8 protein-coding genes are annotated in these 15,056 nt (G+C 69.5%); 4 read left to right on the forward strand and 4 right to left on the reverse strand.

The window, feature by feature from the left end; genetic code table 11:
• The first annotated feature begins 219 nt into the window (after window positions 1–219).
• The gene (locus tag ACZ9QC_RS07870; RefSeq protein WP_472919479.1) at window positions 220–1,404 is read left to right on the forward strand and encodes a magnesium and cobalt transport protein CorA; all 1,185 of its coding nucleotides are present in this window, start codon (window positions 220–222) and stop codon (window positions 1,402–1,404) included.
• A gap of 97 nt (window positions 1,405–1,501) precedes the next feature.
• Here ACZ9QC_RS07870 and ACZ9QC_RS07875 read toward each other — a convergent pair whose 3' ends face one another.
• Both ACZ9QC_RS07875 and ACZ9QC_RS07880 read right to left on the reverse strand, forming a co-directional pair.
• Window positions 1,502–2,656: a PLP-dependent aminotransferase family protein gene (locus ACZ9QC_RS07875; RefSeq protein WP_472921627.1), complete on the reverse strand. Its 1,155-nt coding sequence runs from the start codon at window positions 2,654–2,656 to the stop codon at window positions 1,502–1,504.
• A 155-nt stretch (window positions 2,657–2,811) separates the two neighbouring features.
• The gene (locus ACZ9QC_RS07880; RefSeq protein ID WP_472919480.1) at window positions 2,812–3,165 is read right to left on the reverse strand and encodes a YybH family protein; all 354 of its coding nucleotides are present in this window, start codon (window positions 3,163–3,165) and stop codon (window positions 2,812–2,814) included.
• A 947-nt stretch (window positions 3,166–4,112) separates the two neighbouring features.
• Here ACZ9QC_RS07880 and ACZ9QC_RS07885 point away from each other — a divergent pair.
• The gene (locus ACZ9QC_RS07885; RefSeq protein WP_472919481.1) at window positions 4,113–5,897 is read left to right on the forward strand and encodes an AfsR/SARP family transcriptional regulator; all 1,785 of its coding nucleotides are present in this window, start codon (window positions 4,113–4,115) and stop codon (window positions 5,895–5,897) included.
• A gap of 869 nt (window positions 5,898–6,766) precedes the next feature.
• Window positions 6,767–12,028, forward strand: a complete 5,262-nt coding sequence (locus tag ACZ9QC_RS07890; RefSeq protein ID WP_472919482.1) for a type I polyketide synthase — start codon at window positions 6,767–6,769, stop codon at window positions 12,026–12,028.
• A gap of 81 nt (window positions 12,029–12,109) precedes the next feature.
• Here the strand turns inward: ACZ9QC_RS07890 and ACZ9QC_RS07895 are convergent, their stop codons facing one another.
• Window positions 12,110–13,495 (reverse strand): FAD-binding oxidoreductase, encoded by a 1,386-nt coding sequence (locus ACZ9QC_RS07895; RefSeq protein ID WP_472919483.1) that lies wholly within the window; start codon window positions 13,493–13,495, stop codon window positions 12,110–12,112.
• A gap of 139 nt (window positions 13,496–13,634) precedes the next feature.
• Here ACZ9QC_RS07895 and ACZ9QC_RS07900 point away from each other — a divergent pair, with 139 nt between their 5' ends.
• Window positions 13,635–14,606, forward strand: a complete 972-nt coding sequence (locus ACZ9QC_RS07900; protein ID WP_472919484.1) for a LysR family transcriptional regulator — start codon at window positions 13,635–13,637, stop codon at window positions 14,604–14,606.
• Here the strand turns inward: ACZ9QC_RS07900 and ACZ9QC_RS07905 are convergent.
• Entirely contained in the window at window positions 14,575–15,000 is a 426-nt protein-coding gene (locus tag ACZ9QC_RS07905) for a lipocalin-like domain-containing protein (protein WP_472919485.1), read from the reverse strand. The two genes, ACZ9QC_RS07900 and ACZ9QC_RS07905, sit on opposite strands and share 32 nt — an antisense overlap.
• Window positions 15,001–15,056: the final 56 nt, after the last annotated feature.

A 15,056-nucleotide genomic window follows, 5' to 3' on the forward strand; every position in this document is an offset into this window, starting at 1 on the left:
GGCGTTGCGGACAACTTCTGTCCTCGACATCGAGGGCGGACAGATTTCACCGCCGAACTCCGCCGCCCCTCTGTTCGCGTCCTGTCCGTAAGCCCGTCCATGAGCCTGTCCGCAATCCCGTCCGCAATCCCGTCCGCAATCCCGTCCGTATCCTGATGGGTGATCACACAGTCCTACTAGTCCGCCCTACGAGTCCGCGCACCTCGGGAGGCATTCGCGATGGCCGATCGACGCGCCCGCCCGGCACCGAAGAGCACCGGCCCCACTTCCAAGAGCGGCCGGAAGTCCGTCTGGCGCCGTGCGCTGTCCTCTCCGCCGACACCGCCCGGCGGGCCGACGGCACCGAGCCCGGACACGACGCCGCCGGCCGCGGTCGAGCGGACGGCCAGTGTGGTGGAGGCGGCCTTGTACCAGGACGGAGTACGCGTCTCCTCCCCGGCCACCCTCGCGGACACCTTCCGCGAACTCCGCCGGGCCCCGGCGGGCATGGCGTGGATCGGCCTCGCGCGTCCGACCGAGGCCGAACTCCTCTCCCTGGCAGCCGAGTTCGACCTGCACCCGCTGGCGGTCGAGGACGCGATGGAGGCACACCAACGCCCCAAGCTGGAACGCTACGGCGACACCCTCTTCGTCGTCCTGCGCGCCGCGCGTTACCTCGACGCGCTGGAGGAGGTGGACTTCGGCGAGCTGCACGTCTTCGTGGGGCCGGACTTCGTCATCACGGTCCGGCACGGGGCGGCACCGGACCTGTCGGCCGTGCGCCGCCGGATGGAGGAGGAGCCGGAGCTGCTGAGGCTGGGCCCCGAGGCGGTCCTCTACGCCATCCTCGACGCGGTGGTCGACGGGTACGCGCCGGTCGTCGCGGGGGTGCAGAACGACATCGACGAGATCGAGACGGAGGTCTTCCGCGGCGACCCGGAGGCCTCCCGCCGCATCTACGAACTCTCGCGCGAGATGGTCGAGTTCCAGCGCGCCACGCGCCCGCTGGTCGGCATGCTCCACGGCCTCATGGCCGGCTTCACCAAGTACGAGACGGACGAGGAGCTCCAGCGCTATCTCCGCGACGTCGCCGACCACGTCACCCACACCAGCGAGCGCGTGGACGGCTTCCGCCAGGCGCTCACCGAGATCCTCACGGTCAACGCCACCCTCGTCACGCAGCAACAGAACGCGGAGATGCGGGCTCTGGCGGAGGCGGGCTTCGAACAGAACGAGGAGATCAAGAAGATCTCGTCGTGGGCGGCGATCCTGTTCGCCCCGACGCTGGTCGGGACGGTCTACGGGATGAACTTCAGCCACATGCCCGAGTTGCACTGGGCGCTCGGATACCCCTTCGCCGTCGCGCTGATGGCAGTCGTATGCACCAGTTTGTACGTCATTTTCAAACGACGTGACTGGCTCTGAGCAGTCGCCTACTGTCGGCGTGCGGCACCCGCACGGCTGACGCCCAGCGACGACCGCTCGGCGTCAGCCGCCTACGCGTTCACAGGACTGGGTCGTCTCAGAGGACGACCTCTCGATGCGACTCGACCAATTCTGCTATCCGGCGGTCGATCCCAGCGGGCACATCGGGTTCATTCTTGATGAGGGCGGCGATCAGCCGGCCGAGCTCCCCGCATTCCTCGACGGTGAATCCCAGGCGGGTGATCTCCGATACCCCGAGGCGAAGGAAACCGTCCACGTTGATGCGGTGACGCCCCAAGTGGTCGCGCAGCCTGCGGGCCTCGTCCAGGGGGACATCGACGAGGATCTGGTGACAGTACGTCAGTTCGGTGAAGTTCCGCGCGGCCGTCCCACGCAGAGCGATGCCAGAGTCCAGAAGCGCCAAGGCGACGCTTCGCGCATTGTCCACGATCTGCTTCGCGTACTCCGTCCAAGAGGTCTCTTCCAAGACGATCCCGAGCGATGCGACACGCGCGAGGTGCGGGTTGCATATGAGGGTCGGGCCACTGAGCGGGCGGAGGTTGGACAGGGCCTCCACCCGCTCGTGGACGTCCTTCCTGTCGGTGAGAATCAGGCCGCCCTGCGGTCCGGGGAACGTCTTGTGCGTCGACCCGAGCAGCAGGTCGGCGCCTTCGCGCAGCGGGTCCTGGTACTGGCCGCCGGCGATCAGGCCCAGCGTGTGCGACCCGTCGTACGCAACCAGCCCGCCGTAGGAGTGGACGATGTCGCTGATCTCCCGCACCGGCATCGGGTACGTGACGATCGACGACCCCAGGACCACCAGCGGCGGTCTGACGTCGCGGAGGAGGGAGACCGTCGCGTCGAGGTCGACCTGCCAGTTCTCGTCGGAGAAGGGCAGCGGCAGCGGGCGGCGGTCGAACACCGCGTAGTCGAGGGGGTAGCCACCGCCCGGGAAGAAGGGAGGTATGCGGCCGACGTGGTCACCGGTCCCGGACAGGGCGAACACGGCGGCGAGCAGGCTCATGTTGCCCGAGATGGGAGAAAGGTTCACGTACCGCGCTTCGAACGTGTCGGAGGCGAGTTTCGTCACGTACTCCGTCAGCTGCCGAGCGGGCGCCGTACCGGAGTAGAAGTCCGCGGCATAGCGCTGAGATATGTCGGAGGCCAACGGAGCTCTCGCCCGATCGCTCATCCGATTCTCGCTCACTATGAGATTCAGTGAGTCAAGACGTGCACTTTCATGCTTCTTCATCAGGGTGTCGACGGATTCCACCAGAGAAACTCCTCGTCACTGGTCCCTCATTGCCCATCAAAGTCCCGCAAGTCCCGCACCGGACGAGCGGACCGGCGCGCCGCACAGGAGTGCCCCCCGCGCGGCGCGCCGGTCCGCAGTCGGCTGCGCCCGGATCAGCCCTTGGGGAGTTCGGGACGGTCGATGATCCGAAGCCAGGTGCCATCCCCCTGGAGCTGAGCGACCTGCACCCGGCCACCCGTGTTGTCGGAGTCCCGCGTGGAGGTGAGCGCCAGGTCGCCGTACCGGACCGTGGGCAGGGGCTCCTCCACGGGGAACGGCAGCGGCACGTTCTGCAGCATCCGCTCGTACACGGCCTGGATCGCCTTCCTGCCCACGGTCGAGGCCCCCGGCGGGTAGGCCAGGACCGCGTCGGGCGCGTACAGCTCGGACAGACCCTCGGCATCCCGGGCGTTGGCTCGTTCCACGAACAGCCGGGCCAGATCCTCGGGGGTCGCAGCAGTGGACATGCTCAGTTCCTTTCAGCCAATGGGGTTTGTGGCACCGCGAGTTGACACGACAGGGCGCGCACTCGGAGTCGGGAAGGGGAGGACGGATGCCGCGCGGTGGCGAGCAGCGGCCACCCGGTTCCTCCCGGCACGCCGGGACCGGAGACTCCCACGAGCGGCGCCTCCACGCCTCTCGGGCCGTCGCCGATCCGCACGTACCGGTCCGGCCGGCATCCGTCCGGCCGGACGTGCGGTTGCCGAGTGGCCCGGGAGCTCCTCGACGACCAACGCGCGTTCATCTCCTTCACGGCAGATCGGGTCGACACGACCCGCTGCCCGAGCACATGAAATGTCCGTATCCCTCGCGATCACTCTTGTGCAGCGCGCGCAGGAAGTCCAAGACTTGTGAGGTCTCGGTGCCAGAACCGATGGTTATGACACCAGAGCAGTCGGTGTCGGGCGCCGGGAAACCATGGCCGCCAAGGACCGGATCATCAACCCGAGAAAGCCGACGGTCCACCCATCGAAAGGCTTGGACACTGCAAACAGCCGGGCCCATCCATGACGATCCGGGTTCACTGACCAATGGCTTGTACACTCGAATCCCGCTTCTCTACTGCAAATCCTCGGGGCTCGAAGTCGACCGGCGCCGGCGAACGAATCCTTCCAGGAGGGATTCGGCGACGCGAGCACACCACTGCCAGGCGAGCCCACCGCGCCACGGCCAAAAGTTGCAGGTCGGCACGTAGACAGAGCAAGGGCACAAAAGAGAACGACTCACCCCCTCCTCTTGCCGTCAGCATGAAGGCGTGATGAAGTTTGTTGAATTGCGTTTCCGTCCCAGTCTGACATCGTTAGCATCATTCTCGTCCGTGGCAGGCCACTTCCCTCTTCTTGCATGCCCGAAAGAAACTTGACTCAACACGTGGTCCCCTCCTCCCGTGTAGAGCGTACTCAAGGAGAACCAGATGGAAATCAAAATTCTGGGTCCTGTAGAGGTCGAGCGTGAAGGACAGTCCATGCAGCTCGGGGGAAGAAAACCGAAGACGATCCTGACAGCCCTTGTCCTGGCGGACGGGAAAGCAATATCCAAAACCGAGATCAGTGAAGTGCTGTGGGGATCCTCTCCGCCCGCGACCCAGCAGGCCCAGATCCACACCTACGTATCCCGCCTCAGGAAGGCGCTCGGCCCCCGTGCGCCGATCAGACGTCGCGCAACGAGCTATTTATTACCGACCGACGCAGTGAAAGTGGACTACAAGGAATTTGTGCGCCTGGCCGAGGCCGGGAGGGCGAAGCTGTTCCAGCACCGGTACGCGGAGGCGTCGAGCTACTACTCCCAGGCACTTGCGTTCTGGCGCGGCCCCGCTCTCGGCGGCGTCACCCCGCACCTCTCCGACATCGAACTGCCACGCATCAACGAGTTGCGGGCGACGGTCGTCGAGGAGAAGGCGGAGGCGGACCTGGGCCTGGGCCGGCACGGTCGGCTGGTAGCGGAACTGACCTCGCTGGTCGAGAAGTTCCCCCTACGCGAGCGACTGCGGGCCCTGCTGATGACGGCCCTGTACCGCAGCGGCCGTCAGGCGGAGGCTCTCGACGTCTACCACGCCGGCCGGGTGGCACTCGTCGAAACGCTCGGAGTGGATCCGAGCGCCTCCCTGAAGGCCGTCTTTCACGCCATACTCAACGGAGACCCGGCTCTCAGCTCCTCCTACCCGCTGGAGACCGGACCCCGAAGATATACCGAAGCGCCGTACAGGCTTCCCGCGGGAATCACTGACTTCACCGGACGCGAAACCCTGCTACGGGAACTGTCGGAGCGTCTTCGCCTGTCGGCCACTCCCCGGCCCCTGGTGATCCACGGAATGGCCGGGACGGGAAAGAGTGCGTTGGCCGTACGGTTGGGGCACAACAGGGCGGCCGATTTTCCTGACGGGCAGTTGTACGTCAAATTCTCCTGCACTGCGGGGCCCCCGCGCAGAGTGTACGACATTCTCGGAGAATTCATCGAGGCAGTCGATCCGGAGGAGACTCTACCCGACTCCCTGATCGACCGTGCATGGGTGTACCAAAGGATCCTCAGCGGTCGGAAAATGCTCATCCTGCTCGATGACATAACCGACGAGGAGCAGACCAAAGCGCTGGTCCCGTCAGCTGGTGAGTCCCGCGCCATCCTGACCGCGCGTTCCTACAAGGACACCGTGGAGAACGCGTACGCCATCAGGATCGGTGAATTCGAGCATGCCGAGGCCGTCGCGCTGGTGCGCCGGATCGTCGGCGACAGCAGAGTGGACAGAGAACCAGAGGCCACCGACGCGCTGGTGGATCTGTGTGACCGTCTGCCGTTGGCCGTACGAACGGCCGCGACGAGACTGGCCGGGAAACCCCATTGGCCGGTCTCCCACCTCGTGCAAAGGATGACCGATACCTCTCGGAACCGGCTCGACGAGCTACGCCTGGCACGTCTGGATGTCCGGGCCGCGTTGGCGCGGAGCTTCGAACAACTCCCCGGAGACGTACGACGGGGGCTCGTACGACTGGCCCTCATGTCGAACGGAACGGTATCCGTGAAAGAGACCGCCGAGATCCTCGGCACCACCGAGGCCGAAGCAGAGGACATACTGGAGTTCCTGGTCGAGCAGAACCTGCTGAGAATCCGTGGATCGAGTGGCGCGCCCGGGAATTTCATCTACTCCTTCTCGAGTCTGGTCATGATCGCCGCCACAGAGACGGCTGAGCACCTGACCCTGTGATTCCACGGTCGCCGCGCCGTCGCGATCACACAGACGACCACGGGCGGGGCGCCGCCGGACCGATCCGCCCGCGGTCCGTCACTCGGGCCTGCCCCGCCCCGATCCGGCGCTCCGCGGTCGGGCGGAGCCACTCGGCACCAGCCTCGTCGTTCCGGTGCCGGCGGCGCCACCACTCATCCGCGCCACCGCTCATCCGCGCCACTACTCATCCGCGGGGCACAGACCGCCTCACCGCGGGCGCCGCGCCACCCCACTCGGTCCGCACGACGGGCGGGGGGGGAGCACGTCGCATGAGTGTTCTGAGTACCGACCAACTGATTCCCGTCAAATTGACACCGGTGAAACGCCGTTCATACCGTGATCGAGAACTGCCAAAGGAGCCCAGCCCCCACACGGGAGTGCGATATGACGGATCAGGGTCAGGCCTCCGGACCGGCGTCGAACGCACAGATCAGGTCCTGTTTCCCGATCGCACCGACATCGGTTTCCGCGATCACTCTGGCCATCTTCTCTCTCCTCACCAAGCAACCTTCTCCGGCCGACCTCTGCTCCGGCTGTCTGCTTCGGGAACGGAAGTTCATCGGCTCGCACGCTTTCTGACCGACCGGCTCCCCGGCAGTTCCGCCGAGACGGCTGCCGGACCGAGACGGGCCGGCGGGTCCACCCGAATGCCCACCTGAGCTGCGAGTCCGTGAAGCGGCCCGCACGGCGGTCTCGGGCGATATCCGCAGAAGTCACCTTCCCTCGGCGCGCGTCCACGCGCCATGAGGCGAAACGCCTCGCACACCCATCAGCCGCATCCGAGAGGTCCGACGCGGCCCTGACGCATGCCCAGAACTGCCCGACGGACCGGAAAGTGAGTAACCACCATGAGCGTTCAGGGGTATTCCAGTTCCCAGCACGAGATACCCATCGCCGTCATCGGAATGGCCTGCCGTCTGCCCTTGGATCTCAACTCCCCGCAACAGTTCTGGCAGTTCCTGAAGGAGGGCCGGGAAACCGTGTCCGTGCTCCCCGGCACACGCTGGGACGGCTACGCGTCGAACGCCGAGAACAGCCGGGCGTTGAAGGACACCACGAAGGCAGGGCACTTCCTTTCGGACATCGCCGGTTTCGACGCGGCGTTCTTCGGGATCACGCCGCGCGAGGCTGCGGAGATGGACCCCCAGCAACGCATCACGCTGGAGGTGGCGTGGGAGGCCCTGGAGCACGCCGGAATCCCGCCCCGCGACCTGGCCGGCGGCGACACCGGGGTGTTCATCGGCGTGGGCACCGACGACTACGGGCGCCGGCTCCTGGAGGACCTTCCCCGCATCCAGGCATGGACGGGGATCGGCGCCTCCCTCTGCGCGGTGCCCAACCGCGTCTCGTACACCCTCGATCTGCGCGGGCCCAGCATGGCGATCGACACCGCCTGCTCGTCCTCGCTGGCCGCCCTGCATCTCGCCTGCGCCAGTCTGCGCAGCGGTGAGGCTCCGGTGGCCCTGGCCGGGGGCGTCATGCTGATGGCCGGACCCGGACTGACCATGGTGCTCGACAAGGCCGGTGCCATCGCCTCCGACGGGCGGTCCAAAGCGTTCAGCGCCGACGCCGACGGTTACGGCCGGGGCGAGGGGTGCGGGATCCTGGTGCTGAAACGACTGGACGACGCGGAGCGCGACGGCGACCGCGTCCTCGCGCTGATCCGGGGCAGCGGCGTGCACCAGGACGGCAAGACCAACGGAATCATGGCCCCGAGCGGCGAGGCCCAGACCCATCTGCTGCGCCGTACCTGGGAGCGCAGCGGGCTGGATCCGGCGACGGTCGGCTACATCGAGGCGCACGGCACCGGCACGCCCGCGGGCGACCCCATGGAGGCGAGTGCCCTGGCCGCGGTGTTCGGAGCCGGGCGCACGGCGGACGACGCGTGCCTCGTCGGCTCGGTCAAGACCAACATCGGGCATCTGGAGGCCGGTTCCGGGGTCGCCGGAGTGATCAAGGTGATCCTCGCCCTGCGGGAGGGTCTCATCCCGGCCAGCCTCCATGCGGCCACCCCCAACCCGGCCATTCCCTGGGCCACTTCCGGCCTGCGCCTGGTCGACACGGCCACACCCTGGCCGGACCACCCCGGTACACCGCGCCGTGCCGGGGTCTCCGGGTACGGATACGGAGGAACCATCGCGCACATCATTCTGGAGGAGGCTCCCGACCCGTCCCGTCCTACGGCCGCCCCCGCCGGCAAGCGGTACGAGCCGTCCTCCGCGGAGCTGACCACGCCCCGCCTCTTCCCCTTGACCGGCGGCTCTCCCGCCGGCCTGCGCGCGGGTGCCGAGCGGCTGCTGGCCCAGCTCTCGGACGAGACCAGGACCGTACGGCCGGCCGACGTCGGGCACACACTCGCCCACCGTCGGGCCCATCTCGCCCATCGCGCGACGGTCGTGGCCACCGACCGTGAGAGCCTCGTCGACGGGCTCCGCCAGATCGTGGAGGCCGCACCCGAGTCGGTGCCGCAGTCCGGCGGGCCGGTGTGGGTGTTCTCCGGGCACGGCTCCCAGTGGATCGGCATGGGCCGCGGACTGCTGCGGGACGAGCCCGCGTTCGGGGCCGCCCTGGACGAGATCACGCCGGTGTTCGAGGAGGAGATGAAGCTCTCCCCGCGGCAGGTGCTGATCGACGGCGACTTCGAGTCGACGGACCGCGTCCAGGCGATGATCTTCGCCGTCCAGATCGGCCTCGCCGCGGTGCTGCGGTCGTACGGCATCACACCCGCCGCCGTCATCGGGCACTCGGTGGGTGAGATCGCGGCATCGGTGGCCGCGGGCGCGCTGACGCCCGAGGACGGCGCCCGGCTGGCCTGCCGGCGCTCCTTGCTGCTGCGCGAGGTCGCCGGGCAGGGCGCGATGGCGATGGTGAGCCTGCCCTTCGCCGAGGTCGAGCGGCTGCTGGGCGACCGGACGGACGTCGCCGCCGCCATCGCATCCTCGCCGGAGAGCACCGTCGTCTCCGGAGACCCGGACGCGATCGACGCCCTGAGCGCCCGATGGGAGCAGGAGCGGGTGCGCGTACGCCGCGTCCAGAGCGATGTGGCCTTCCACAGTGCGCACATGGACGGGCTCACCCGGGTCCTCGCGGACGCCTGCCTCGATCTGTCGCCCCGCCCCGCCACCGTGCCCCTGTACTCCACCGCGCTGTCCGACCCACGGGACCCCGCGCCGCGGAACGGCGACTACTGGGCGGCCAACCTGCGCAACCCGGTGCGGCTCACGGACGCGGTTCGCGCCGCCCTGGCCGACGGCCACCGGCTGTTCGCCGAGATCTCCGGTCATCCCGTGATCACCCACTCCCTGGTGGAGACCTTCATCGCCGACGACGTCACGGACGCCTCCGCCACCTTCCTGCTCCGTCGCGACACGGAGGAACTGCCGTCGCTGCTGCGGGGGATCGGCGAGATGTACCGGCACGGCACGGACGTGGACTGGGCGAGGCTGCAGCCGGACGGCGAGCTGGCGGACCTGCCTGTCATCGCCTGGCAGCACGTGCCGCACTGGCGTGAGCACGTCACCGCGCACGCCGGTGACCAGGCGGGCCACGACACCGGCGACCACAGTCTGCTGGGCGCGCGGTCGACCGTGTGGTCCAGCACTCCTCTGCACACCTGGCGCACGCGGCTGGACTTCGACAACCGCCCTTATCCGGGCGACCACCCGGTGCGCGGCACCGAGATCATCCCCGCGGCCGTGCTCCTGAACACCTTCCTTCGCGCCGCGGCCGACACGGGTGAGTACGGCGGTCGACCGGCGCTCACCGACGTGGCGCTGCGCGTTCCGGTCGCGGTCGTCGGGCGCCGCGAGCTCCAGGTCGTCCACCAGGACGGCGGCCTGCGGCTGGCCGGCCGTCTCCTGGACGAGCACACCACGGACGACTTCGGCGCCTGGCTCACCCACACCACGTCCTCGACGGAGGAGGGCGGCACGGTCGAAGGCGTCTCTCTCGAGGGGTTCCAGGAGCGTTGCGCCGAGGAGGCCGACCCGGACTCCCCCATCGCCCGCCTCGCCGGTGTGGGGGTCGCCGCGATGGGCTTCCCCTGGGCGGTGCGCCGGCTGGGCCTCGGCGACGGCGAACTCCTCGCCCTCGTCACGGTGCCGGAGGAGAAGGGCGCCGATCCCACCTCCTGGGCGCCCGCGTTCGACGCGGCGTTGTCCATCGCGTCGACCGTGTTCCCCGGGGCCCAGGCGCTGCGCATGCCCGCGCGCATCTCCCGGGTGCAGACGGTCGACGCACCGCCGTCCGACGTGTGGATCGCCGTCCGCGCGACGGACGAGCCCGACACCGCGGACGTGCACCTGCTCGACCTGTCCGGGCGGGCCCTGGCCGTGCTGCGCGGCCTCGCCTTCGGAAGGATCGACGCCGATCCCACGGCCTCCGCGCACCCCCGGCGCCTGGTGCACGAAAGTGTGTGGCGTCCCGCCGAGACCGACGAGGACCGGCCGGTCTCCCGTGCTCTGTTCGTCGACCCGGAGGGGCGGCTCGGCCGACGTCTTGCCGCCGGGTGGCGGGAGCAGGGCGTGCACTGCCGGGTCGTCGCCGATGTCACGGACGCCGACGGCCCGGACGGGGCCGACACCGTGGTCTTCGTCTCGCCACGTGGCCCTGCCGGGGACTCGGTGTGGGCGCTCGCTTCGACGCTGCGGGCTCTGGAGGCCGGCAGGACCGCCTCCGGCACGGTCCGCCTGTGGTGTGCGACGGAGGGCGTGAGCGAGTCCGTGGCCGAGCACACCGTGGCGCAGTCCTCGCTGTGGGGCTTCGGACGCATCGCCGCGACCGAACACCCCGACGTGTGGGGCGGTGTGGTCGACCTGCCGTCCGGCACGAGCGAGCACGGTGCGGCGCTGCTGCTGTCGGCCGTCCGCTCGGTGCCGTTCGGCGAGGTGGTCGCGCTCCGGGACGACACCTTGCTGGTCGAACGTCTCGCGCGGGTGCAGCAGGAGGCCGTGCAGGGGCCGTTGCGGCTCCACCAAGGCGGCACCTACCTCATCACCGGGGGCTTCGGCGTCCTGGGCCTGGAGGTCGCCCGCTGGCTCGTCGGGCGGGGTGCGCGCCGGCTGGTGCTGGCCGGCCGTGGGGGACTGCCGCCCCGTGCCGAGTGGTCCCGGGTCCCGGATCCCTCGGTTCGGCGCCGGATCGAGGCGGTGACCGAGCTGGAGGCGCTCGGTGTGAGTGTGCATCCCGTACAGGTGGACATCACCGACCTGGAGCAGGCGCGACGCGCGCTGGACGCGGACGCCCTGGGGCTGCCGCCGTTCCGTGGCGTCGTGCATGCGGCCGGGGTGCTCGACAACGCCCTCCTCGCGGATCTCACCCGGGAGTCCCTGCGGAAGGTCCTGGGGCCGAAGGAGGCGGGGGCCCGGGTGCTGCACGAGCTGTTCCCGCCGGGAAGTCTCGACTTCCTGGCCCTGTTCTCGTCGGCCGGGCTGCTCCTGGGCCTTCCGGGCCAGGCCAGTTACGCCGCCGGCAACGCCCTGCTCGACGGCCTCGCCCGGCACCGCCGGGCTCTGGGCGGCACGGACACCGTCAGTCTCGCCTGGACGTCGTGGCGCGGTCTGGGCATGTCCACATCGTCAGCGGTCATCGACGTCGAGCTGGCGGCGCGCGGAACCGCCGACATCACGGCCGACGAGGCCTTCCAGGCCTGGGACTTCGTGCACCGGCACGACCTGCCGTACGCCGCCGTCCTGCGCACCCTGCCGACCGAGCCGGGGGTGACCCGTCCGCTGGTCCTGGACGGCCTGCCCGAGGACCAGGCACTCGGCGCCCCCGCCGACCGGGCCGGCGGCTCCGACTGGGAGGCGGTGCCCTCCGACGAGCTGGAGGCGTACGTGATCGCGGAGGTGGCCGGCAAGGTGGCCGAACAGATGAACCTCGCCGCCTCGGCAGTGGATCCCCACCGGCCGCTCGCCGAGATGGGGCTCGACTCGATCATGTCGGTGGTCATCCGACGCGGGCTCGAACGGCAGTTCCGGCTGAGCCTGCCGTCGACCCTGCTGTGGAACCAGCCCACGGTCACCGCGATCGGCAGGCTCGTCACAGGGCTGCTCACCGAGGCCGGCGACGACGCCCCCAGCGCCGACGGCCAGGTCCCCGCCGCCACCTGAACCGGCCCATCAGCCCGTCGCCCGTGAGTGCGGCCCCCCACAGGACGGTGGGGGGCCGCACTCACGGGCGGGTCCCGCGGCTCACGCCTTCGCGGCAGGCACGATGTTGTGGTTGAAGCGGAACAGGTTGGCCGGGTCGTGGACGGCCTTGATCTCGGCGAGCCGCCGCAGGTCCTGCGGCGAGTAGACCAGACCCGTCTGATCGGGTGTGGCCTCGTCGGCGTAGATGAAGTTCAGGTTGCGGCCGGTGGTCCACGGCCGCAGCTCCTCGTACAGCCTCTCGTGCACGGGGCGTGCGGTGTCCACGTCGCCGATGGCCAACGGCGTCAGAACGCGCAGGATGTACTCCGCCTCCCGGCTGCCGATCGCGCTGGGCACGGCGGGCGGCCGCGAGAAGGCGCCGCCGAGGTGGCGCACGTCGACGATGCACGGGGCGTCCGCCTTCGGGCCCACCAGGTCGAGCACGGTCTGCGCCAGCGTGGGGGCCGCCTCACCCAGCATGACGTTGTTCCCGTAGTAGGCGTGGGGGAAGGCCGGGTCGTTGTAGATGGAGCCGCTCGCGGTGTACGGCATCTCGCCGACGCTGTCGATCAGCCGCGGCCCTATCGCCCGCAGGGGTTCCACCAGTCGCTCCCCTACCTCCGCGTCGCCGGTGTAGGCGACGCGGATGTGCGCGGTGTAGCGGCCCTTGAGGGGGGCCGGGATCGGCGGGAGGTCCGGGTAGCCCATCAGGGAGATCGAGGACGTCAGCTCCTCCGGCACCGTCCTGGTCCACCGGAGGTAGGTGGACAGCGCCTCCGGGACCAGGTCGGTGTCGAAGTACAGGCCGCCGCCGTAGATCCGGGTCAGCGGGACCAGGCCGACCTCCAGAGCGGTCACGATGCCGAAGTTGTCCCGTCCGCCGCGCAGCGCCCAGAACAGGTCGGGATCGCTGTCGGCGGTGACGTGGCGGAGGGTGCCGTCGGCAGTGACGACATCGATGCTGCGCACGTGGTCGGCGGTGTAGCCGAACTCGCGGCCCAGCACTCCGACGCCGCCGCCGAGTGTGAAGGCGACGGCGCCGACGTGCGGGGCGGAGCCGTTCAGCGGCGCGAGTCCGTGCGTCGCCGCTTCCCTGACGACCTGCTCCCAGCGCACGCCGGCCTCGATCCGGACGGTGCGGGCCTGCGGGTCGATCCGGACGTCGGTCATCCTGCCGGTGCTGATCAGGACCCCTTCGCCCTGCGCGGCGACCGACAGTCCATGTCCGGTGGCCTGCACCGCGACCGGCAGTCCCCGGTCCGCGGCGAACTTCACGGCGGCCCTCACATCGTCCGGTCCGGTCGCACCCACGATCACTGCCGGGCGGTGCCGGAACGCGGTCTGGAAACCGGACCGCTCGTCGTCGTATCCAGGACGGCCGGGCGTGAACACCGGGCCCCGTACCTGTTCGCCGAGCTCTTCGAACTCCGCCGGAACATCGCTCATCGCTGTCGTGTCTCCTTTCCGCTCCGCCGGACTCACAAGGGTCCGGCGTGCGGCGTCTGCGGGACGGTCCACCTCACACTGGGCCCTGAAGGATCAGAAGTCCAAGATCTGGAATGTATCCTTGCTAGAATCATTGGTTATGGAGCTGAGGCAGTTGGAGTACTTCGTAGCCGTGGTCGAGGAAGCGAGTTTCACCAAGGCGGCCGCCCGGCTGCACGTCGCGCAGCCGGGGGTGAGCGCACAGATCCGCCGGCTGGAGCGAAAGCTGGGCCAGGAGTTGCTGGACCGTTCCGGACGTCTGGTGCGGCCGACCGAGGTGGGCGAGGCGGTGCTCCCCTACGCCCGTGCCGCGCTCGCGGCGATCACCGACACCCGGCTGGTCGTCGACGAGCTGACCGGTCTCCTGCGCGGGCACGTCGCGATCGGGATGGTGCCGTCCTGCGGGGGGTTCGCTCTGCCCGCACTGCTCGCCGAATTCCACCAGGACCACCCGTCTGTGGAGATCACCCTCTCGGAGGGGAACTCGGAGGCGATGATCGAGTCGCTGAGAGAGGGCCGGCTCGACGCGGCGTTCGTCGCGCTGCCGGGCGTCGCCGGGCCAGGCCCCGTGGGTCTGGCGACGCACGTGGTGGCGGACGAGCGGCTGGTCGCCGCCGTGGGTCCCGGCGATCCGCTGGCCGCCCGCAAGGAGATCACCCTGGACGACATCCGGGACCGCACCCTGATCAGCCTCCCGCCGGGCACCGGCATGCGCACCAGTCTCGACGCGGTCTGCGCCAAGGCCGGCATCGCCCTGCGGATCGGCTTCGAGGCCGGGAACCCGAGCACCCTCGCGGAGCTGGCCGCCTGGGGCCTGGGAGTGGCCGTCCTCCCGGAGTCCCTCGCCAGGTCCCACCCGGCACAGTTGTGCGCGATCCCCTTCTCCCACCCCGAGTTGCGCGGCCAGGTCGCCCTCGGCTGGCGCCTCGACGGCCCGGTCAGCCCGGCCACCCGCGCGTTCATCGACCGCGTGCGCGCCGCCACGGCACAGTCCGGGAGCGCCTCGGCGAATCCCCGGCCGGACCGCGATCGTGGCTCGGTCACGGACGCTTCGGTCCTGCCTCCCCGCTGACGCGCCGCCAGACCAGCACCCGGTGCCGCCTGCGTCCGGTCAGCGAGTCGCCGTGCAGCGTGAGCGTGTCGCCGGCCAGGGACAGGTCCCGGACCTGGTCGGTCCCGATCCAGCCCGGCTCCGGGGCGACCGTGATCGTGTGGACGACCTGGTCACCGGCCCGCCGCCATGTGCCTGAGTAGCTCATGTAGTTCTGCGGCGGTCCTTCCCCGGAGTCACCACGGGACGCCTGGAGTCCCGTACGCATCATGTGTACGGACACATGCCCCTCGACGGAGTAGAAGAGCAGTCCGTCGGGTTCCGGGCCCAGCGGCCCCTCCCGCGTCCCGCCGTCCTCGTCGACGTCGTGGAACGACAACAGCCGCCAGACACCGATGAGTTCGCTCGCCGTCATGTTCCGGCCCGTCCTTCTCGTCCGATTCCTTCTTCACGACCACGGCCCGGATCGTG

The sequence above is a fragment of the Streptomyces sp. HUAS MS02 genome, from assembly GCF_055702265.1.